Annotated in this window: 15 protein-coding genes; all 15 read right to left on the reverse strand. The window is 71.5% G+C overall.

Annotation, left to right across the window (positions count from 1 at the left end; translation table 11 throughout):
• Nucleotides 1-134 precede the first annotated feature (134 nt).
• The 15 genes from ACIRD8_RS10385 to ACIRD8_RS10455 all read right to left on the reverse strand — a co-directional run bounded on the left by ACIRD8_RS10385 (nt 135) and on the right by ACIRD8_RS10455 (nt 20,043).
• Nucleotides 135-1,205 (reverse strand): sugar phosphate isomerase/epimerase family protein, encoded by a 1,071-nt coding sequence (locus tag ACIRD8_RS10385; protein WP_403988733.1) that lies wholly within the window; start codon nt 1,203-1,205, stop codon nt 135-137.
• A 53-nt stretch (nt 1,206-1,258) separates the two neighbouring features.
• The gene (locus ACIRD8_RS10390; RefSeq protein ID WP_403988735.1) at nt 1,259-2,656 is read right to left on the reverse strand and encodes a nucleotide pyrophosphatase/phosphodiesterase family protein; all 1,398 of its coding nucleotides are present in this window, start codon (nt 2,654-2,656) and stop codon (nt 1,259-1,261) included.
• Complete coding sequence (gene eboE, locus ACIRD8_RS10395; protein ID WP_403988737.1) at nt 2,653-3,828, reverse strand: metabolite traffic protein EboE; 1,176 nt, start codon at nt 3,826-3,828, stop codon at nt 2,653-2,655. The genes ACIRD8_RS10390 and eboE overlap by 4 nt, the downstream gene beginning before the upstream one ends.
• Nucleotides 3,829-3,831: 3 nt before the next feature.
• The gene (locus ACIRD8_RS10400; RefSeq protein WP_403988739.1) at nt 3,832-4,680 is read right to left on the reverse strand and encodes a TatD family hydrolase; all 849 of its coding nucleotides are present in this window, start codon (nt 4,678-4,680) and stop codon (nt 3,832-3,834) included.
• On the reverse strand, nt 4,677-5,324 hold the full coding sequence (locus ACIRD8_RS10405) for an EboA domain-containing protein (RefSeq protein ID WP_403988740.1): 648 nt from the start codon (nt 5,322-5,324) through the stop codon (nt 4,677-4,679). Before ACIRD8_RS10405 ends, ACIRD8_RS10400 begins: the two co-directional genes overlap by 4 nt.
• Entirely contained in the window at nt 5,318-6,181 is an 864-nt protein-coding gene (locus ACIRD8_RS10410; RefSeq protein ID WP_403988742.1) for a sugar phosphate isomerase/epimerase family protein, read from the reverse strand. The genes ACIRD8_RS10405 and ACIRD8_RS10410 overlap by 7 nt, the downstream gene beginning before the upstream one ends.
• A complete protein-coding gene (locus ACIRD8_RS10415) occupies nt 6,178-7,314 on the reverse strand; it encodes an SCO3242 family prenyltransferase (RefSeq protein WP_403988744.1) in 1,137 nt (378 codons plus the stop codon). Before ACIRD8_RS10415 ends, ACIRD8_RS10410 begins: the two co-directional genes overlap by 4 nt.
• The gene (locus ACIRD8_RS10420) at nt 7,311-8,429 is read right to left on the reverse strand and encodes an inositol-3-phosphate synthase (protein WP_403988746.1); all 1,119 of its coding nucleotides are present in this window, start codon (nt 8,427-8,429) and stop codon (nt 7,311-7,313) included. Before ACIRD8_RS10420 ends, ACIRD8_RS10415 begins: the two co-directional genes overlap by 4 nt.
• Before the next feature lie 95 nt (nt 8,430-8,524).
• Complete coding sequence (locus ACIRD8_RS10425; protein WP_403988748.1) at nt 8,525-12,232, reverse strand: ThuA domain-containing protein; 3,708 nt, start codon at nt 12,230-12,232, stop codon at nt 8,525-8,527.
• A 289-nt stretch (nt 12,233-12,521) separates the two neighbouring features.
• Nucleotides 12,522-13,526 carry a sugar phosphate isomerase/epimerase gene (locus ACIRD8_RS10430; protein ID WP_129266494.1) on the reverse strand — a complete coding sequence of 335 codons (1,005 nt, stop codon included), beginning with the start codon at nt 13,524-13,526 and terminating at the stop codon, nt 12,522-12,524.
• A 12-nt stretch (nt 13,527-13,538) separates the two neighbouring features.
• Nucleotides 13,539-14,759: a Gfo/Idh/MocA family protein gene (locus tag ACIRD8_RS10435; protein WP_403988751.1), complete on the reverse strand. Its 1,221-nt coding sequence runs from the start codon at nt 14,757-14,759 to the stop codon at nt 13,539-13,541.
• Nucleotides 14,760-14,806: 47 nt separating this feature from the next.
• The gene (locus ACIRD8_RS10440; protein WP_383196409.1) at nt 14,807-15,844 is read right to left on the reverse strand and encodes a substrate-binding domain-containing protein; all 1,038 of its coding nucleotides are present in this window, start codon (nt 15,842-15,844) and stop codon (nt 14,807-14,809) included.
• Nucleotides 15,845-15,922: 78 nt separating this feature from the next.
• Nucleotides 15,923-16,975, reverse strand: a complete 1,053-nt coding sequence (locus ACIRD8_RS10445; RefSeq protein ID WP_403988753.1) for an ABC transporter permease — start codon at nt 16,973-16,975, stop codon at nt 15,923-15,925.
• Nucleotides 16,972-18,495: a sugar ABC transporter ATP-binding protein gene (locus ACIRD8_RS10450; protein WP_403988755.1), complete on the reverse strand. Its 1,524-nt coding sequence runs from the start codon at nt 18,493-18,495 to the stop codon at nt 16,972-16,974. Before ACIRD8_RS10450 ends, ACIRD8_RS10445 begins: the two co-directional genes overlap by 4 nt.
• Nucleotides 18,496-18,861: 366 nt before the next feature.
• Nucleotides 18,862-20,043: an ROK family transcriptional regulator gene (locus ACIRD8_RS10455; protein ID WP_099175307.1), complete on the reverse strand. Its 1,182-nt coding sequence runs from the start codon at nt 20,041-20,043 to the stop codon at nt 18,862-18,864.
• Nucleotides 20,044-20,221: the final 178 nt, after the last annotated feature.

A 20,221-nucleotide genomic window follows, 5' to 3' on the forward strand; every position in this document is an offset into this window, starting at 1 on the left:
GCGCCCGCTCCCCCCCCACCCCCCCCGCCCGGGCGCCGGGGCCCCCGGGGCCCCCCGCGCCGGGCCCCCCGCCCCCCCCCCCCCCCCGCGGGGGGGGGCCCCCCCCCCGGCCCCCCGCACTGCTGTGTGCCGGGTCAGTCGCCGCAGCGGCTCTCGCGGAGCGAGTGCAGGTGCGCGCTGGACTTGCGGGCGAAGGCGAAGGACTCGACCGGGTTGTCGTGCTCGGTCTGCCAGTGGTGATAGGTGCGGCCGCGGTGGGTCCGCGCCGTGACGCGGCTCAGGAAGTTCTTGTAGTCGATGTCCCCGTCGCCGACGTCCGTCATGTCGTAGCCGTCGCGGGCGGCGTCGTTGCGGGTGCCGTCCTTGACGTGGAAGAGGGGGTAGCGGTCGGGCTGCTTGAGTACGTAGTCGATGGGGTTGAAGGGGGCGGGTGTGCCGTCCACCCGCTTGCCGAAGCGGAACTGCGCGCAGAACGCCCAGTAGATGTCCATCTCGAGGTAGACCAGGTCGGGGTCGGTCTCGGCGAGCAGGACGTCGTAGAGACGCACCTTGGGCTTGTCGGTGGCGAAGGAGAACTCCTCCGCGTGGTTGTGCTGGTAGAACTTCATGCCGCGCTTGCGGGCCGCGGCGCCGTAGGTGTTGAAGTCCTCGGCGGCGCGCTTCCAGCCGTCGACCGTGTCGCCGTAGCGGAACGGGCCGGAGGCGGTGCCGATGTGCTTGAGGCCGAGGGCCTCGGCGTCGTCGAGGACCTTGGTGAGGTTCTGGGCGAAGGAGTAGGCGCCGGGGTTGTTGTCGTCGTAGTAGTTGACGTGGCTGCCTATGGGGTTGAGCCCGTGGTCCTTCGCCAGCCGCTTGAGCTGGGCGAGGGTGATGGCGCCGGCCGAGCCCTGGGTGTAGCCGGCGAACTCGATCTCGTCGTAACCGTACTTCTCCAGTTCGGAGAAGACGGGGGCGAATCCGAGGGTGGAGACCTTGTCGCGGAGGCTGTAGAGCTGGATGCCGAGGCGGCCGGGGGGCAGGACCGCACGGCCCTTCCCGTGGTCCTTGCCGTGTCCGTGGTCCTTGCCGTGTCCGGCGCCCGGGCTCGACGCCTGGGCGGCGGCGCCGCTGAGGAGGGTCGCTGCGGTGGCTCCGGCGGCGACGCCGAGGATGTTGCGGCGGCTGAGTCTGCGCGCGAGCTCGGGGTCCTTCGGGGTGCGGCTCATGATCAGAAATCTCCCTGTGAACGTGCGGGTGAACGTGCGGGCGGGACGGATTGTCAGTGCAGTCCGGCAAGCTGGAGCAGCAAGGACTTCACTTCGGTGGCCTGGACTCGGCCGGTGAACGCATGGGGGGTGGAGCAGAGGATGAGCGGACCTTCGTCGTCGCTCGTGGGCAGGCGGCCGTGGCTGCCGCGAATAGGTGAGGGATCCAGGGGGACGACCGCCATGCGGTAGCGCATCCCCAGCTTCTTGCGTGCGACCGCGGAGACGGCCTTCACCCGGACATAGGGGTCCTGGGGGTCCATGAAGAGTTCCACCGGGTCGTAGCCCGGTTTGCGGTGGATCTCGACGAGCTGCGCGAAGTCGGGCGCGCGGTCGTCGTCGAGCCAGTAGTAGTACGTGAACCAGGCGTCCTTCTCCGCCACGGCGACGAGCTCGCCGGAGCGGGGATGGTCGAGGTGGTGGGCCTTCTTGCCCCCGTCGTCGAGGAGCTCGGCGATCCCGGGGAGGTCGGCGAGCGCCTCCCGGGTCGCGTCGAGGTCCTCGGGCCGGCGTACGTAGACGTGGGCGAGCTGGTGGTCGGCGACCGCGAAGGCGCGGGACGCCATGGGGTCGAGGTACTCCATGCCGTCCTGGGTGTGCACCTCCAGGAGTCCGGCGCGGCGCAGGGCGCGGTTGATGTCCACGGGCCGGTCGACGCGGGTGATGCCGTACTCCGAGAGGGCGACGACGGTGCGGCCCTGGGCCGTGGCGTCGTCGAGCAGGGGTGCCATGGCGCGGTCGAGGTCGGCCGCGGCCTGATGGGAGCGGGGGTCGTCGGGGCCGTAGCGCTGGAGGTCGTAGTCGAGGTGCGGGAGGTAGCAGAGTGCCAGGTCGGGGCTTCGGGTGGTGAGGATGTGCCGGGTGGCGTCGATGATCCACTGCGAGGAGACGAGGTCGGCGCCGGGGCCCCAGAAGTGGAAGAGGGGGAAGGTGCCGAGCTTCTCGGTCAGTTCGTCGTGCAGTGCCGGGGGCCTGGTGTAGCAGTCCGGTTCCTTGCGTCCGTCGGCGTAGTACACGGGGCGGGGAGTGACGGTCCAGTCGGTGTCGGCGCCCATCGCGTACCACCAGCAGATGTTGGCGACGGTGTAGCCGGGGTGGGCGCGGCGGGCGGCGTCCCAGAGCTTGTCCCCGGCGACGAGCCCGTTGTGCTGGCGCCACAGGAGGACGTCGCCGAGCTCGCGGAAGTACCAGCCGTTGGCGACGATGCCGTGTTCGGAGGGGGTGGTGCCGGTGAGGAAGGTGGACTGGGCGGCGCAGGTGACGGCGGGCAGGACGGTCGACAGGGGTGCCTGCGTGCCCGTCCCGGCCAGGGCACGGAGGTTCGGCATGTGCGCCAGGAGCTGGGGGGTGAGACCGACGACGTCGAGGACGAGGAGCGGGGTGGGGCGGTCGCCGGCGGCGGGGGCGGTCATGGGAGCTCCTTGAGTCCGAGGTCGACGAGGAGGTCGCGGGCGAGGGTGAGTTCGGCGGCGATGCCGTCGGCGAGCTGGGTGCGGGTGCGCGGCCGCAGCTCGGCGGGGAGCGCCTGCCAGGTGTACGTCTCGACCTCCAGGTGCCGGGTGAGGGGTTCGGGCCCGCCGACGAGCCGGTTCAGCACGGACTGCAGGACGGGGAGTGTGGAGGTCAGAGGGGGTGCGGGAGGCGCGTGCAGGGGGACGTGGAAGTGGGAGCGCCAGGGTGTGCCGTCGGGGAGGGCCCCGCCGGACACCGCCTCGTCGAGGTCGTCGGTCCCGCGCAGGCCCGCCGTGGTGAGGGTGCGTGTCTGGTGCAGGAAGCGGGGTTCGGCGAAGGCGCCCAGGGCGGCGCGCACCTCGGGCAGGTGCGGGTGTTCGGCGTGCAGCGCCGCGGAGAGCTGGGCCTTGGCGACGGTGATGCCGGCCGCGCCCAGGGCGTCGAGTGCGGTGTCCGGGTCCTCGAAGGAGGTGGCGAGGTGGCAGGTGTCGACGCAGATGCCGATGCGGTCGTGGCCCACGGTGGTGAGCGGACCGATGGCGTCGGCGGTGGTCTCCACGGTGCAGCCGGGTTCGGGTTCGAGGCCGATCCTGATGTTCTTGCCAGTCAGTTCGGCGAGGGCGTCGAGGCGCTGCGCGAGCGTGGTGAGGGCCCTGCGCGCCGTGTCCGCCGCCGTGGGTTCGTCGGCGTACGGGGTGCGCCAGGCGATCGGCAGGGTGGAGATGGTGCCTTCGGTGACGTCGTCGGGGAGCAGGGTGGCGAGCAGCCGGGCCAGGTCGGTGGTGTGCGAGAGCCGTTCGGGGTCGGTCCAGTCCGGTGTGTAGACGCGGTACTTGACCTCCTGGGCCCCGAAGCCCTCGTAGGGGAAACCGTTGAGGGTGACCACTTCGAGGCCGCGGTGGTCGAGCTCGGCGCGCAGCGCGCGCAGGGCGGCCGGGTCGTTGATCAGGGCGCGGGCGGCGTCCCTGGCGAGCCAGAGGCCGATGCCGAGGCGGTCCCGGCCGAGCCGTTTGCGCACGGGCTCGCAGTGGTCGCGGAGCTGGGCACGGACCCCTTCGAGAGTCTCGGCGGGGTGCACGTTGGTGCAGTACGCCAGGTGGACGGTGGAGCCGTCGGGGTGGCGGAAGCGCATGGCTCACTCACCGCCGCGGAGGATGGAGTTGCCCTCGTGGAGCGGGCCGGGGGCGGGGAGGTCGAGCTGGAGGCGGCCGCTCTGTCCGTAGAAGGCGACGGGGTTGCGCCAGAGGACCTTGTCGACGTCGTCCTCGTCGAATCCGGCCTTGAGCATGGTGTCGGCGACCTTGCGGGTCTTCAGCGGGTCACTCTTGCCCCAGTCGGCGGCCGAGTTGACGAGGATCCTGTCGGTGCCGTGGTTCCGCAGGACCGTGATCATGCGGTCCTCGTCCATCTTGGTGTCGGGGTAGATGGAGAAACCGGCCCAGCAGCCGCTGTCGAGGGCGTCCTGCACGGTCGTCTCGTTGAGGTGGTCGAGCAGGACCAGCTCCGGGGCGAGGTCCGATTCGCGGATGACGTCGATGGTGCGGTGCAGGCCGGCGAGCTTGTCGCGGTGCGGGGTGTGGACGAGCGCGGGGAGCCCGTGGTCGGCAGCGAGCTGGAGCTGGGCGCTGAGGGCGGTGTCCTCGGCGGGGGTCATCGAGTCGTAGCCGATCTCACCGACGGCGACGACGGAGTCCTTTTCGAGGTAGCGGGGCAGGGCGTCCAGGACGGGGGTGCACCGGGGGTCGTTGGCCTCCTTGGGGTTGAGGGCGAGGGTGCAGTGGTGGGCGATGCCGTACTGGGAGGCGCGGAAGGGTTCCCAGCCGAGGAGGGCGTCGAAGTAGTCGAAGAAGCTGGCGGGCGAGGTGCGGGGCTGGCCGAGCCAGAAGGAGGGTTCCACGAGGGCGCGGACCCCCGAGTCGTACATCGCCCGGTAGTCGTCCGTGGTGCGGGAGGTCATGTGGATGTGGGGGTCGAAGATCCTCATGAGGTTTCCTCCGTCGACGTGGGGGTGGGGGCGGGAGCGGGGGGTGCCGGGGCCGTGAGGTCGAGGACGGTCCGCAGACCGGCGGGGACGACACGTCCCGCAGCGGTGCGTTCGGCGGCGAAGTCGCCCAGCATGCGGGCGAGTTCGGCGTCGCCGCGGGCCCGCTCGCCGAGCCGGTCGAGGGCCTCGACGGGGACCTCGGTGAAGAGGCACTTGAGGACGGCGTGCCGCCAGCTGTGCGCGTCGAGGTGGCCCGCGCCGTACGGGCCGACGGCCGCGGCGACCAGCCGGGTGTCGTTGGTGCGCAGGGCGTCCTCGACGAGCGGGAGGGCGGTGGCGCCGAGGTCGAGCCGGTGCAGGGTGAGGAGGACGGCGCGGCGTTCGGCGGCGGTGCCCTGCTCGTAGAGCCGGGTGACGGCGGACAGCGCAGCGCGGGCCTCGACGAGCAGCAGCGCGCGTACGGAGTCGGCGTGTTCGAGTCCGCAGTGCCGTCCCGCCGAGGCGAAGCGCAGCTCCCAGGGCGGGTTGCCGCTGTCGGTGCCGGGGTGCTCCGCGGCGTGCGCCGCCTCGGCGAGCGCTTCGTCGAGCCAGGCCCTGGCCGCTCCGGGGAGCCGGTCGTCGAGTTCCTTGCGGCTGCTCAGCACGGTGCGGCTCCGTCCGTCGTCCCGGTGGCCCGGCGCAGGAAGTCGATGGAGCTGCGGGCGAGTTCGGGGCCCGCGTGGGAGTGCCGGGGCAGTTCGACGACGGTGAGGCCGGCGTATCCGGTGGCGGCGAGCGCTTCGAGCACCGGCGGGAAGTCGATCTCGCCGTCACCGAACGGCAGGTGTTCGTGGACGCCGCGTCGCATGTCCTCGATCTGTACGTGGCGCAGCCAGGGCGCGGCTTCCTTCACGCAGTCGACGGGCGAGGCGGGTTCCAGGCACTGGCAGTGGCCGATGTCGAGGGTGAGCCCGAGCGGGGCGGGGTCGCCGAGGAGGGTGCGGAGGTGGTGGAAGTCGGCGAGTGTGGCAAGGAGGTGGCCGGGTTCCGGTTCGATGGCGAGGGGGATGCCCGCGCGGTCGGAGGCGTCCAGTACGGGGGCGAGGGCCTCGGTCAGCCGCTGCCAGGCGGTGTCCGTGGTGGTGCCCGGCGGGGTGATGCCGCTGAAGCAGTGCACGGCGTGGGCACCGAGGCCGGAGGCCACTTCGACGGCCCGGACGAGCAGGGCGGTGCGGGCCGCGCGGGCGTCCGGGTCGGGGTCGAGGAGGGACGGGCCGTGTTTGCGCCGGGGGTCCAGGACGTAGCGCGCGCCGGTCTCGACGGTGACGCCGAGGCCGAGTCCGGTGAGCCTGCGGGCGACCTGGCGGGTGCACTCGGCGAGGTCCGGCGCGAGCGGGTCGAGGTGCATGTGGTCGAGGGTCAGGCCGACGCCGTCGTAGCCGAGGTCGGCGAGGAGGCCGAGGGCGTCGTCGAGCCGGAGGTCGGTCAGTCCGTTGGTGCCGTAGCCGAGGCGGAGGGTCACGTGGGGCTCACCTTCCTGGAGAGCGCGCGGGCGAGGGGGACGAGCCCCATGACCGCCAGCCCGCCGACGGGTGCCCCGGCCCTGGCCGCGAGGGCGGCCTGGAGCGGGATCATCGCCCGGATGCCGCCGCCGACGGCGCGCTGGGTGAGAGGCGGGGAGGGGTTGAGGGCGGCGTGCAGGAGGGGCACGGCGGAGGTGCGGAGGTAGGCGGCGGCGAAGGCGGGGAGCAGGAGCCGTCCGGCGGCGGCCGGGTGGCTCGGTGGTGGACCGCCCGGCGTCGCCCGGCCGCGCAGGACGGCTGCCCCGAGTCCGGCGACACCGGCCAGCGCGGCCAGGGGCGCGGCGGTGGAGCCGCCTTGCGCCTCGTGGCGGGAGACGGCGGTGACGGCGTAGGTGTGGGCGCCGAGCAGGAGTGCGGCGGGGAGCGCGGCGGCGGGGGTACGGCCGGGGGCGGGGACAGTCGCGCCTCCCCCTGCGGCCCCGCCCGACATCGTTGCCACCGCCGCGCTCGCACCGCGCCTCGCGGTCGCACCGGGCCTCGTGCTCGCACCGGGCCTCGCGGTCGCGGTCGCGCCGAGCAGCAGGTCCAGGGTGCGGGCCGAGGCCATCGTGGCCGGCCCCAGCCTCGTGTGCTTGAGCCGCAGGTCGTAGGCCCAGACGGTGGCCGCCAGGCCGGACGCGACCGCCAGCGCGGGGCGGCCCGCTCGGCCCGCCAGGGCGAGGCCCGCGGCCGTCAGGACGCCCGCCGCGGCCAGGGCTGCCCCGGGTGCGACCCGTCCCGAGGGAATGGGCCGGTGCGGGCGGTCGACGGCGTCCTCCTCCCGGTCGGCCCAGTCGTTGAGCGCCATGCCCGCCTCGTACAGACAGAGCGAGGCACCGACCGCGAGTGCGGTGCCCCGGCCGGGACGCCGGCCCACCGCGGCCGCCCCGGCGAGGGCGTCCCCGGGCACGGTGAACAGCGCCGACACGCGCAGCAGCTCCGCCCAGGCCCGCAGGCGCGCGCGGGTGGAGGGCCTGTCCGGTGCGGGCGCAGTCCCGCTCGCACCGGACAGGCTGTACGAGGGTGCCGTGGGGCGGGCACCGAGCAGCCGCGGGGCGCCGGCCACCGCCGCGAGCAGCCGCAGCGGCCTCACCGGGCGGCCCGCAGGCGCTCGGCGAAGGCCAGCAGCTCGGCGTACTGCTCGGGCAGGGCGGCCGGGCCGCCGTCCGGGTCCTTGAAGTAGAAGCCCAGTTCGGGGCGGGGCCCGGTCAGGCCCGCCTCGTGGGAGCGCGCCAGCAGCCGGGCCAGATCCAGGACCAGCGGTGCGGCGAGGGCGGAGTCGCAGCCCTGCCAGATCGTCTGGAGGATCATCCGCGAGCCGAGGAAGCCGTCGAAGGCGATGTGGTCCCACGCCGTCTTCCAGTCCCCCATCGCCGGCACGTCGTCGATGTGGACCTCGCCCTCCGGGGCGGACCCGAGCGTGTCGGCGAGTACGCGTTCCTTGCCGGCGTTCTTCGCGGCCGCCGCGGCCGGGTCGGCCAGCGCCGCCCCGTCCCCGCCGCCCAGCAGGTTGGTGCCCGACCAGGCCCGCACCGGCAGTGCGCGCTGGACGAACATCGGTGCGAGCACGGAGCGGAGCAGCGTCTGGCCTGTCTTGCCGTCGCGTCCGGCGTGGGGAAGTCCGCAGGAGTCGACGGCGTCCTGGAGGTGCGGGCTGCGCAGCCCGGTGGAGGGGGTGAAGTTGGCGTACGGGCAGCCGGCGCGGAGCGCGGCCGCCGCGTAGAGGGAGCTGGCGGGCAGCCGGGAGTCGTCGTCGCCGGGTGCGGGTTCGGTCGAGGCGACGTTGATGACGACGGTGCGGGCCAGCCCGTGGCGGTGCGTGAAGTCCCGGATGTCGGCGGCGAAGGCGGTGATGAGCTCCTCGTCGCTGCGGGTGTCGCCCGGGAGGGGGCCTCCGGGGCGTATCTCCGCGTCGGCGGCGGTGAGTTCGGCCTCGACGGCGGAGGGGAGCCCGTGCGGGAGCACTCCCCCGGCGGCGAGCGCCTCGGCCCGCTTGGGCAGGGGGCAGTCGAGGGTGTCGTGGCCGCCGAAGACGAGGGTGGTCAGGGGTGGCAGTCCGCTGTCGGTGAAGGGTGGTGTCTCGGTGACCATGCCGGTCGGCGGGTGGAGCCCTGCCGCGATGGCCGCGCACCCGGTGGTGGCGGTGGTGGCGACGGAGCCGCGTGCTCCGATGAACCAGACTCCGGTACGAGCGGCGTGTGCGGTCACGGGCTGCCTCCCTGGGGGCGGAAGAGGGGTGGTGGACGGTGGGCGGGGGAAGAGGAACCCTTCCCCCGCCCACCACCGGCGCAGGAGTCGCCGCCCTACGTGGAGGGCAGCTCCTTCAGCTGGATGTCGCGGAAGGACACCTGGTCGTCGGCTCCGTGGTTCTGGAGGCCGATGTAGCCGTTCTTGAGGCTGCGGACCGGGTCGGTGTTGGTGAAGTCGTTGATCTTCACCCCGTTGAGGAAGACCTGGAGCCGCTCGCCCTGGACCTTGATCTCGTAGCTGTTCCACTGGCCGGGCGGCCGGAGAACCTGGTCACGGGCCTTGATGTTGGCGGACTTGAAGGTGTAGACGGCGCCGGTGGTGCGGTCCGCCGCGTCGGTGGCGTCGATCTGCACCTCGTAGCCGTTGTTCACCGCGGACCACGGGTCGTCCGACTCGGGGAAGCCGACGAAGACACCGGAGTTGTCGTCGCCCGCCATCTTCCAGTCGAGCTTCAGCGAGTAGGACTTCAGCTCCTTGGCCTGGTAGGTCAGCAGGCCCATGCCGCCCTCGGAGCGGAGCTCACCGTCGGCCACGGTGAACTTCCCGGGGCCGGCCTGCTTCCACCCTTCGAGGGTCTTCCCGTTGAAGATCGACCGGTAGCCGGTGTCCGGCTTGCAGTTGGCCTTCACCTGTCCTGCTGCGTAGCGCAGTCCGCCCAGCAGGTGCTGGCGGAAGGCGGGTTCGGCGTAGGACTCCTTGGTGTGGCCGAGGCCGGTGTAGAAGGAGCGGCCGCCCTGGTACGCCTGGCACCAGGCGATCGGGTGGTCGCCCTTCATGGTGCCGCCGGTGTAGGTGGTCTCGTCGAGCGTGGCGAGGACCTGGGCCTTGTCCCGGGGGTTGGTGCGGTAGTTGTACCACTCGTCGGTACGGTCCCAGGCCTCGTCCAGGTGCGCGGTCGCCGGGTGGTCATGGTTCTCCACACGGACGGTCGCGGGCTGGATCTGCGGGTGGGAGTCGAAGTAGGCCCCGACGAGACCGCCGTAGAACTTCCAGTCGTACTCGGTGTCGGCCGCGGCGTGGACGCCCATGTAACCGCCGCCGGTGGACACGAAGTTCTCGAACGCCTTCTTCTGGTCGGCGTTCAGGACGTCACCGGTGGTCGACAGGAAGACGACCGCGTCGTAGCGCGCCAGGTTGCTGGTGGTGAACTGGCCGGCCTCCTCGGTGGAGTCGACCGTGATGTTGGTGTCCTTGCCCAGTTCCTTCAGCGCGGCGGTGCCCTCGGGGATCGAGTCGTGCCGGAAGCCGCCCGTCTTGGAGAAGACGAGGACACGCTTCGCGGTCCGGTCGACGGGGCTGTTGGACAGTTCGAAGTCGTCCACGTCGTAGAGCGCTCCTGCCCCGCCCTTGAAGACCAGGAAGAGTTCCGTGGCCTTCTTCGGTGCGCCGCGCAGCGGCACGTCGACGTCCTGGAAGGTGTCCCAGCTGCCGGTCACCGGGATGGGCGCGGAGCCGAGGATCTTTCCGGTGGGCGACCCGGTCCGTACTTCGAGGAAGCCTCCCGCGCCGGCCGACGAGGTGCGGGCGGTGAGCTTGGTGGTGCCGTCGAGGATGTACGGGGTGAAGGAGATCCAGTCGTCGTTCTCGATGTCACCGACGGTCCGGCCGCCGTGGGCGCTGGTCTTGTTCGGGGTGGTGACGCCGGAGGAGTCGGTGAAGTGCTCGGCCTGGCGGTGGCGCGGCTGGAGCTTCGCCTGGTCACGGCCGGTCAGCGCGGCCTGGCCGCCGCCCCCGCCGTCGGTGTACGCGGCCGAGATCCCGCCGTAGATGTTGGCGTTGGGGTCGTGGCCGCCCTCCATGGCGGTCTTGATGGTGCCTTCGCAGCCGTGCTCGGTGGTGATGTCATGGCCGTGGCTGTCGTGGCCCAGGGTGAACTTGACCTCGACCTTGGAGCAGTCGATGGTGCCGTCCTCCGGGTCGGTGACGGTGACCTTGAAGGGCACCTCGTCGCCGAACTCGAAGAGCTGGCCGTCGGACGGGAACTGCATGTCGACGACGGGCGCGGTGTTGCCGACGGTCACGTGCACGCTCGCCGAACCGGTGCGGCCCGTGGGGTCCTCGGCGGTCACGGTGGCGGTGTAGGTGCCGTTCTTCTTGTACGTGTACGTGGGGTTGGCCGCGGTGGAGGTGCCGCCGTCACCGAAGTCCCAGGCGTACGTGAGGGCGTCGCCGTCCCCGTCGGTGGTGCCCGCCGAGGAGAACTTCACCTTGAGCGGTGCGACACCGGAGGTCTTGTCCGAGGAGGCCTCGGCGATGGGTGAGCGGCCGCCGGTGGCGTTCTCGATGCGGTACAGCCCCGAGTGCTCGTCACCGCCGAACCAGGAGAGGCCGTAGTCCAGGACGTACAGCGCTCCGTCGGGCCCGAAGGCCATGTCCATGACCTGGGTCCCTGTCCACGGGACGTCGTTGATGGACTGGACGGCGCCGTCGGCGTCCTGCTCGATGCGCTTGATCCACTGCCGGCCGAACTCCCCGGCGAAGAAGTCACCGTCGTACTCCTCGGGGAACTTCACCGGCGAGTCGAGGTCCGCGTCGTAGTGGTAGACGGGTCCACCCATCGGGGACTCGGATCCGGTGCCGAACTCGGGCACGGAGGCGCCGTCGTACGGGATCCAGGCGGCCTGCGCGGGCGGCAGGTCGACGAGGCCGGTGTTGTGCGCCGAGTCGTTCTTCGGGGCCGCGCAGTCGAAGGCGGGGCCGGACGTCTGCGTGGCGAAGTCGTAGTCCCGGTAGGCGTCGTTGTCGCCGGTGCAGAAGGGCCAGCCGAAGTTGCCTGGCTTCGTCACCCGGGCGAACTCGACCTGCCCGGACGGTCCGCGGTTCGGGTCGGCGGCACCGGCGTCGGGGCCGTAGTCACCGACGTAGAGGATGCCGGTGGCCTGGTCCACGCTGAAGCGGAAGGGGTTGCGGAAGCCCATCGCGTAGATCTCGGGGCGCGTCTTGTCCGTGCCCGGAGCGAAGAGGTTGCCGTCGGGGACCGTGTATGAGCCGTCGTCGCCGACCTTGATGCGGAGGATCTTGCCGCGGAGGTCGTTGGTGTTGCCGGAGGTGCGGCGGGCGTCGAAGGCGGGGTTGCGGTCGGCCCGGTCGTCCAGCGGGGAGAAGCCGTCGGACGCGAACGGGTTGGAGTCGTCGCCGGTCGAGAGGTAGAGGTTGCCCTGCGCGTCGAAGTCGATGTCCCCGCCCACGTGGCAGCACATGCCACGGGTGGTCGGGATGTCGAGGACCTTCTTCTCGCTGGCGTTGTCGAGGGTGCCGTCCTCGTTGAGCACGAAGCGGGAGAGCCGGTTCACGCCGTCGAACTTCGCGAAGTCGGCGGCGGTGCCGTTCTCCGGGGCGTCGCCGGCGGGAGTGTCCAGCGGGGGCGCGTAGTAGAGGTAGATCGCGCGGTTCTCCGCGAAGCCCGGGTCGATCCCGACGCCCTGGAGGCCTTCCTCGTCGTGCGAGTAGACGGGGATGGTGCCGGAGATCCGGGTGTTGCCCGCGCTGTCCGTGATCCGCAGCTCGCCGCTGCGCGAGGTGTGCAGCACGCTACGGTCGGGGAGCACCGCCAGCGAGATGGGTTCGCCGGTCTCGTCCGCGCCCTTGGCGAGGGTGACCTGCTGGAAGTCCTCCGCTGCGTCCTGCGCGACGGCTGCTTTCGGGGCGTCGGCGGTCGCGGCGGGCGAGGAGCCCAGGGTGAGGGTGGCGGCGGCGAGCAGTCCGCCGGTGAAGAGGGCGAGTGATTTTCGGGCGCGGAGCCGTCTGCTGCTTCTGTGCACGTGCGTCCTCCGGAGTGTGCCGGTTGTACGGGCGGGTGCGTTCTGCCGTTCCGCGCGGGGACTGCCGCGCTCGCCTCCGGGGCCGCCTTGCGGGGCTCCGGTGACGCGAGTCATGTCGTGTACACGTGAGGGACCGTAGCTGTGTTCGTCCGGTACGGAAAGCCCTTGCGCAGGTGCTGAGTTGAACTTTTACCCAGGGCAGGACAAAGCCGCGTCCGGGCAGGCCGGATCACCCCGCGTCACGCCTGCCGGCGAGGCGCGGGGGTCCGGGGCGGAGCCCTTGAGAGCTCTAGTCGCCGCCGCCGAAGGCCGCGTCGAACGACGCGCTCGGCGGGTCGAAGTCGAACCGCTTCAGCGAGGCCAGTGCCTCCGGCGCCCCCGTCAGCCGGTCCATCCCGGCGTCCTCCCACTCCACGGAGACCGGGCCTTCGTACCCGATGGACCGCAGCATCCGGAAGACGTCCTCCCAGGGCACGTCGCCGTGCCCCGCGGAGACGAAGTCCCAGCCGCGCCGGGGATCGCCCCACGGAAGGTGGGAGCCGAGGCGCCCGTTGCGGCCGTCGAGGCGCTTACGGGCCTCCTTGCAGTCCACGTGGTAGATCCGGTCCCTGAAGTCGTAGAGGAAGCCGACCGGGTCGAGGTCCTGCCACACGAAGTGGCTCGGGTCGAAGTTCAGCCCGAACGCGGGCCGGTGGCCCACGGCCTCCAGGGCGCGGTGCGTGGTCCAGTAGTCGTACGCGATCTCGCTCGGGTGCACCTCGTGGGCGAAGCGCACCCCCTCGGCGTCGAAGACGTCCAGGATCGGGTTCCACCGCTCCGCGAAGTCCTCGTAACCGCGTTCGATCATGTGCGGGGGGACCGGCGGGAACATGGCGACCAGGTGCCAGATGGAGGACCCGGTGAAGCCGATGACGGTGTCGACACCGAAGGCCGCCGCCGCCCGGGCGGTGTTCTTGATCTCCTCGGCGGCCCGCTGCCGGACGCCCTCGGGCTCCCCGTCGCCCCAGATCCGGCCGGGCAGGATGCCCTGGTGGCGTTCGTCGATCGGGTTGTCGCAGACCGCCTGGCCCACCAAGTGGTTGGAGATCGCCCAGCACTTCAGGCCGTACTTGTCGAGCAGCTGCCGCCGCCCGTCGAGGTAGCCGGGGTCCGCCAGGGCCTTGTCGACCTCGAAGTGGTCACCCCAGCAAGCGAGTTCGAGGCCGTCGTAACCGAAGTCCCGGGCCAGCCGGCAGACCTCCTCCAGCGGCAGGTCGGCCCACTGGCCGGTGAAGAGAGTGAAGGGACGAGGCATGCGCGGAACCTCCTAGAAGGGGACCGGGGTGTGTACGGAGTTCTTGGCGGCGCTCTCCTCGACGGCGGCGAGCACCCGTTGCACCTGGAGGCCGTCGGCGAACGACGGGACGGGGGCTCGCCCTTCGGTGATCGTGCGCACCACGTCATGGGCCTGGTGGACGAAGGTGTGCTCGTAGCCCAGACCGTGGCCCGGAGGCCACCAGGCCTCCAGGTAGGGGTGCTGGGGTTCGGTGACGAGGATCCGGCGGAAGCCGGCGCTGGTGGCGGGTTCGGTGTGGTCGTGGAAGGAGAGCTCGTTGAGCCGTTCCAGGTCGAAGGCGATCGACCCGAGCTCCCCGTTGATCTCCAGGCGCAGGGCGTTCTTGCGCCCGGCGGCCATCCTGGTCGCCTCGAAGGAGGCCAGGGCCCCCGACGCCAGCCGCCCGGTGAACAGGGTCGCGTCGTCGACGGTCACCGCCCCCCGCGCGGTCCCGTCGGCGGCGCCCGTGAGCCCGGCGGCGGCCCCGGCGAGCACGGGCCTCTCCCGTACGAAGGTCTCGCTCACCGCCGACACCCCGACGAGCGGCTCTCCCGCCAGGTACTGGGCGAGGTCCACGATGTGCGCCCCGAGGTCCCCCAGTGCACCGGATCCGGCGCGCTCGCGCTCCAGCCGCCAGGTGAGCGGTGACTCGGGGTCGACGAGCCAGTCCTGGAGGTAGGTGGCCCGTACGTGCCGCAGGGGGCCCAGCCTGCCCTCCTCGATCATCGTGCGGGCGTAGGTGAGGGCGGGCACCTTGCGGTAGTTGAAGCCCACGATCGCCACCTGGCCGCGGGCCGCCGCCCGCTCCGCGGCCTCCGCCATGGCCTCCGCCTCCGCGACCGTGTTGGCGAGCGGCTTCTCGCAGAGGACGTGCTTGCCCGCCTCCAGCGCGGCGATGGCGATCTCCGCGTGGCTGTCGCCGGGCGTGCAGATGTCGACCAGCTGCACGTCGTCCCGGGCGATCAGGGCGCGCCAGTCGGTCTCCGCGGCCGCCCAGCCGTGCCGGGCGGCGGCGGCCTCGACAGCCGCACGGTCGCGTCCGCAGATCGCGGCGAGAGCGGGTCGCACCGGCAGGTCGAAGACGTGTCCCGCGGTGCGCCACCCCTGGGAGTGGGCGGCGCCCATGAACGCGTATCCGACCATGCCGACGCCGAGCGTCGCCGTCGGCGGCGATGCCTCGGTCTCCTGCTCCGTTTCTTCCCTGCGGGCCATGCGGGCTTCCTCCTCGTCGGTGGTTCGGTGGCGGCGGCGGTGCGGGATCAGCTGAAGCCCGTCGGCAGGTACTGGTCGATGTTCTCCTTGGTGACGACCGCCGAGTACAGGGTCAGCGAGGTCGGGATCTCCATCTCGGAGAGGCCCGCGATGCCCTTGCTCTGGCCGAGCGCGCGCGCCAGGTCGATCGCGGAGGCGGCCATCGTGGGCGGGTAGAGCACGGTGGCCTTCAGCACGCTGTTGTCGGCCTTGATGGCGTCCATCGCGGACTTCGCGCCCGCCCCGCCGACCATGAGGAACTCGTCGCGGCCGGCCTGCTGGATGGCCCGCAGCGCGCCGACGCCCTGGTCGTCGTCGTGGTTCCACAGTGCGTCGAACTGCTTCTGTGCCTGGAGGAGCTGTGCCATCTTGGCCTGGCCCGACTCCACGGTGAAGTCGGCGGCCTGACGGGCCACCAGCTTGATGTTGGAGTAGTTCTTCAGCGCGTCGGCGAAGCCCTGGCTGCGCTGCTTGGTGAGTTCCAGGTTGTCGATGCCGGCGAGCTCGACGACCTTGGCGTTCGCCTTGTCCTTGAGCTGTTCGCCGATGTAGTGCCCGGCGTTGAGGCCCATGCCGTAGTTGTCGCCGCCGACCCAGCAGCGGTAGGCCTGTGGGGAGGCGAAGATGCGGTCCAGGTTGACGACGGGGATGCCGGCCTTCATGGCTTCCAGGCCGACCTGGGTGAGCGCCTTGCCGTCGGCGGGGAGGACGACGAGGACGTCGACCTTCTTGTTGATGAGGGTCTTGACCTGGCCGATCTGGGCGGCGGTGTCGTTGGAGCCCTCGGTGATCTCCAGGGTGACCTCGGAGTACTTCTCCGCCCTCGCCTTGGCCTGGACGTTGATGGCGTTGAGCCATCCGTGGTCGGCCTGGGGTCCGGCGAAGCCGATGGTGACGGGCTTTCCGGGCTTGTCGTCGGCGGCCGGCTGATTGCTCTGCGCGGCGGCCTTCTCCTTGGGCTCGTTGCTGGTACAGGCGGTGAGGAAGGCTCCCGCGGAGACGGCCGCGGTGCCGAAGAGCAGTCCTCTGCGGCTGGTTTCTGGCATGGCTGTCGAACCCTTCATCCGGTGTGGTGCGTACGGAACAGCGGGTGAGTGATCAGTGCTCTGTTACTGGAGAGGTGCTCAGGTCTCGCCGCCGCGCAGGGTGCGGTGCTGGACGAGGACGGCGGCGACGATGATGGCGCCCTTGGCGATCTGCTGGACGTCGCTCTGCAGGTTGTTCAGGGCGAAGATGTTGGTGATCGTGGTGAAGACGAGGACACCGAGCACGGATCCGACGATGGTGCCCCGGCCGCCGCTCAGCAGGGTGCCGCCGATGATCGCGGCCGCGATGGCGTCGAGTTCGTACAGGTTGCCGTTGGTGTTCTGTCCGGAGCCGGACAGGATGATCAGCATGAAGGCGGCGATGCCGCAGCACACGCCGGAGAGCAGATAGAGGTAGAGCCGCTGGCGGCGTACGTCGATGCCGGCGAGCCTGGCCGCCTCCGCGTTGCCTCCGATGGCGACCGTACGGCGTCCGAACGTGGTCCGGTTCAGGATGAGCCAGCCGACGACGGTGACCGCGGCGAAGCCCAGGACCAGCGGCGGGATGCCCAGGACGTACGAGTCGGGCAGGCCCAGGTCGAGGACCGACTGGACCGTGACGATCTGTGTCTTGCCGTCGGTGATCAGCAGGGCGAGTCCACGGGCCGACGCGAGCATGGCGAGCGTCGCGATGAAGGGCACCATCCGCCCGTAGGCGATGAGGACCCCGTTGACGAGCCCGGCGGCGAGGCCGACGATCACCGCGGTGAAGAGGATGCCGGCGAAACCGAAGTCCTGGGTGGCGAGCGTCGTGGCCCAGACGGATGCGAGGGCAACCATCGCGCCGACCGAGAGGTCGATGCCACCGCCGATGATGACGAGGGTCATACCGACGGTGACGACCCCGATGACGGAGGACTGCGTCAGGATCAGCTGGAGGTTCCCGGTGTCCAGGAACGCGTCGGGCTCGGTGATGCCGCCGACGACCGCCAGGACGACGAGTACGCCGAGCAGCGAGAGGTTACGGACATCGGCTCGCAGGCCGAGTGCGCGCAGACCGCCACCCTGCTTCGAGGGCGGCGCGGCCACGGGGCCGGTCGCGGCCCCCTTCTCGGGCCCCTGGTGCTGCGCCGACGGTGCGGGCTGGGTCATGACGTCGGGCTCCCTTCCATGACGAGGTCGAGTACACGGTGCTCGTCGAGCTCCCTGGCATCGGCCGTGTGCACGACACGGCCCTCCCGGAGCACCAGCACCCGGTCGGCGAGGCCCAGCACTTCGGGCACTTCGCTGGAGACGAGCAGAACGGCGAGGCCTTCGTCGGCCAGCCGGCGGATCACGGCGTAGAGCTCGGCGCGGGCGCCGACGTCGACGCCGCGGGTCGGTTCGTCGAGCAGCAGGACCCGGCAGCCGCGCAGCAGCCAGCGGGCCAGGACCGCCTTCTGCTGGTTGCCGCCGGAGAGGGTGCGGACGGCGGCGTCCGGGTTGTCGGGCCGCAGGGAGAGCTCCCGGGTCGCGGTCCTGGCCGCGGTGCGCTCAGCGCCACGGTCGAGCCAGCCGCCGCGGGCGAAACGGGACAGGGTGGAGATCGAGACGTTGCGGGTGACGGATTCCGTCAACAGCAGTGCCTGCGCCTTGCGTTCCTCGGGAGCGAGGCCGATTCCAGCGGCCACGGCGGCCCTCACGCTGCCGGGCCGCAGCGGTGTGCCGTCGACGAGGACGCGGCCCGCGGTCGGCTTACGGGCGCCGTAGACGGTCTCCAGGATCTCGGAGCGCCCGGAGCCGACGAGTCCGGCCAGGCCGACGATCTCACCGGGCATGAGTTCCAGGTCGACGGGCTCGAACTCCCCCTTGCGGCACAGGCCTTCGACCTTCAGTACGGGTTCGGCCGTGGCCCGTGCGCCGGGTGCGGGCCGCTCCGGGAAGACGAACTCGACGTTGCGGCCGGTCATCATGGCAACGATGTCGTTCGTGGGAGTGGAGTGGGCGGGAAGCCCGACGGCGACGGCTCTGCCGTCCTTCAGCACGGTCACCCGGTCACCGATGCGGCGGATCTCCTCCAGCCGGTGCGAGATGTAGACGACGGCCACCCCGTCGGCGGTGAGCCCGTCGACGATGCGGAAGAGGTTGTCGACCTCGTCGGGGTCCAGCGCGGCGGACGGCTCGTCCATCACGATGAGGCGTACGTCGTGGGAGAGCGCCCGCGCCATGGAGACGATCTGCTGGTGAGCTGCGGACAGGTCGCCGACCAGGCGGCCCGGGTCGATCTCCGGGTGTCCCAGCCGCTTCAGGAGCGCGGCGGCCGTGGTGCGGGCCTCCCTGGTCCGGACGACGAAGCCCGCGCTGGTCAGTTCATGTCCGAGGAAGACGTTCTCGGCGACCGACAGGCCCTCCACCAGGTCGAGTTCCTGGTAGATGGTGGCGATTCCCAGCCGCATCGCGGTGATCGGCGAGGACAGCTGGACCGGCTCGCCGCGCCAGGTGATGGCGCCGTCGTCGGGCTGGTGCGCCCCGGCCAGCACCTTGATGAGGGTGGACTTGCCCGCGCCGTTCTGGCCGAGGAGGCAGTGGACTTCACCGGCCTGGACCTCCAGGTCCACGCCGTCGAGGGCGCGCACACCGGGGAACGACTTGGTGATGCCGGACATCGTGAGCAGAGGTGGTTCTGGTGCCATGACGAATCCCCTCGGCGAGTGGGGTCTCCCCTGCTCGGGCGAGCCGAGAGACCGGGGAAGGCCGGTGAGCGGGCAGGGCGCAGTGCCGGCGGTGCCGTACTGCTGACGGAACTGCTGGGTGGTACAGCGGTGTTCGTGCGGTGCGGTGCTGCGGCTCGTGCTGTGCGGTACTGAGTGCGCGTGCGGTGCGGTGCGGTACAGCTGTGTGCTCGTGCGGTGCTGTGTGCTCGTGCGGTGCTGCGGCTCGTACGGTGCTGTGTGCTCGTGCGGTGGTGCGTGCCGTGCGGTCCTGCGGGCGGAGCTCGGGACAGGCTGCTTACGGTGGTGACTGCGGAACGCGTGCCGAACGGCGCGCCGGCCCGTACATCAGGCCGGCGAGAACAGGTGGTCGCTGATGAGCCTGGCCGCGCCGGTCACTCCGGCGACGGGCCCCAGCTCACCGAGGACGATGGGGAGATTGCCCGTGGCCAGCGGCAGGGACTGCCGGTAGACCTGGGTGCGGACGCTGGCCAGCAGGTTGTGGCCGAGCCCGGTCACCCCGCCGCCGATCACGACGAGGCCCGGGTTGAAGAAGCTGACGAGTCCGGCGATGACCTGGCCGACCCGGTTGCCGCCCTCGCGGATCAGGTCCAGCGCCGTGGGGTCACCGGCCGCCGCGGCGGCGGCCACGTCGACGGCCGAGAGCGTTCCGGCCGCTTCCAGCCGGGATGCCAGCTCCGGGGAGCGGCCGGCCCGGGCGGCGTCCTCGGCGTCACGGGCGAGGGCCGCGCCGCTGAAGTGGGCTTCCAGGCAGCCCTTGTTGCCGCAGGCGCAGGCGCGCCCGTCGGGTTCCACCTGGATGTGGCCGATGTCGCCGGCGCTGCCCGTCGTACCCCGGTAGACCTCGCCGCCGACCACGATGCCGCAGCCGATACCCGTACCGATCTTGACGCAGAGGAAGTCGCCCACGGAGCGGGCGACGCCCGCGTGCTGCTCCCCCAGCGCCATCAGGTTCACGTCGTTGTCCACCATGACGGGGCAGCCCAGTTCCTGGCTGAGCGCCTCGCGGACCGGGAAGCCGTCCCAGCCCGGCATGATCGGCGGTGCGACCGGGACGCCCTCGGGGAAGCGGACGGGCCCCGGTACGCCGATGCCCGCGCCGTCGAAGCCTTCGGCGAGCCCGGACGCCCGCAGCTTGGCCGCCATCGCCAGCACCTGGTCGAAGATCGCGACGGGCCCTTCCCGTACGTCCATCGGGTGGTTGAGGTGACCGAGCACCTCCAACTCGGCGTTGGTGACGGCCACATCGATGGAGGTGGCGCCGATGTCGACGCCGAGGAAGCGCAGTCCGGGGGCGAGCCGGATGTTGTGGGAGCGGCGTCCGCCCCTGGAGGCGGCGAGCCCGTCCGCCACGACGAGTCCGGTCTCCAGGAGCCGGTCCACCTCGACGGCGAGCTTGGAGCGCGAGAGGTCGACCTGATCGCCCAGCTGCGCACGGGAGTTGGGCCCCCCGTCACGCAACAGCCGGAGCAGTCGCGCCTGGTGCGTGTTCGCGGGTCGTGCCGTCATCCGTCTCACGCGTCCCTCCCCGCCACATCGGCCAGTCCGTCGGGCTTTCGAGGGGAACGTAGCAGCGGTTTACCGGAGTGGGAAGAAGTTGCGCATGAATCCGCTCCAACTTTCTCCACACTCAGGACAAAGATGCGCCCCGCCGGGGCACGCCAAAGAGGCCGGGGCGCTCCGCCCC

This window comes from Streptomyces sp. NPDC102451 (assembly GCF_044765485.1).
Lineage (GTDB): Bacteria > Actinomycetota > Actinomycetes > Streptomycetales > Streptomycetaceae > Streptomyces.

Bases quoted from the DNA above. Each gene is read 5' to 3' on its own strand.
- ACIRD8_RS10455 (WP_099175307.1), bottom strand. From the start codon at position 20,043: ATGACGGCACGACCCGCGAACACGCACCAGGCGCGACTGCTCCGGCTG.
- ACIRD8_RS10440 (WP_383196409.1), bottom strand. From the start codon at position 15,844: ATGCCAGAAACCAGCCGCAGAGGACTGCTCTTCGGCACCGCGGCCGTC.
- eboE (WP_403988737.1), bottom strand. From the start codon at position 3,828: ATGCGCTTCCGCCACCCCGACGGCTCCACCGTCCACCTGGCGTACTGC.
- ACIRD8_RS10390 (WP_403988735.1), bottom strand. From the start codon at position 2,656: ATGACCGCCCCCGCCGCCGGCGACCGCCCCACCCCGCTCCTCGTCCTC.
- ACIRD8_RS10400 (WP_403988739.1), bottom strand. From the start codon at position 4,680: ATGAGGATCTTCGACCCCCACATCCACATGACCTCCCGCACCACGGAC.
- ACIRD8_RS10445 (WP_403988753.1), bottom strand. From the start codon at position 16,975: ATGACCCAGCCCGCACCGTCGGCGCAGCACCAGGGGCCCGAGAAGGGG.
- ACIRD8_RS10435 (WP_403988751.1), bottom strand. From the start codon at position 14,759: ATGGCCCGCAGGGAAGAAACGGAGCAGGAGACCGAGGCATCGCCGCCG.
- ACIRD8_RS10430 (WP_129266494.1), bottom strand. From the start codon at position 13,526: ATGCCTCGTCCCTTCACTCTCTTCACCGGCCAGTGGGCCGACCTGCCG.
- ACIRD8_RS10385 (WP_403988733.1), bottom strand. From the start codon at position 1,205: ATGAGCCGCACCCCGAAGGACCCCGAGCTCGCGCGCAGACTCAGCCGC.
- ACIRD8_RS10450 (WP_403988755.1), bottom strand. From the start codon at position 18,495: ATGGCACCAGAACCACCTCTGCTCACGATGTCCGGCATCACCAAGTCG.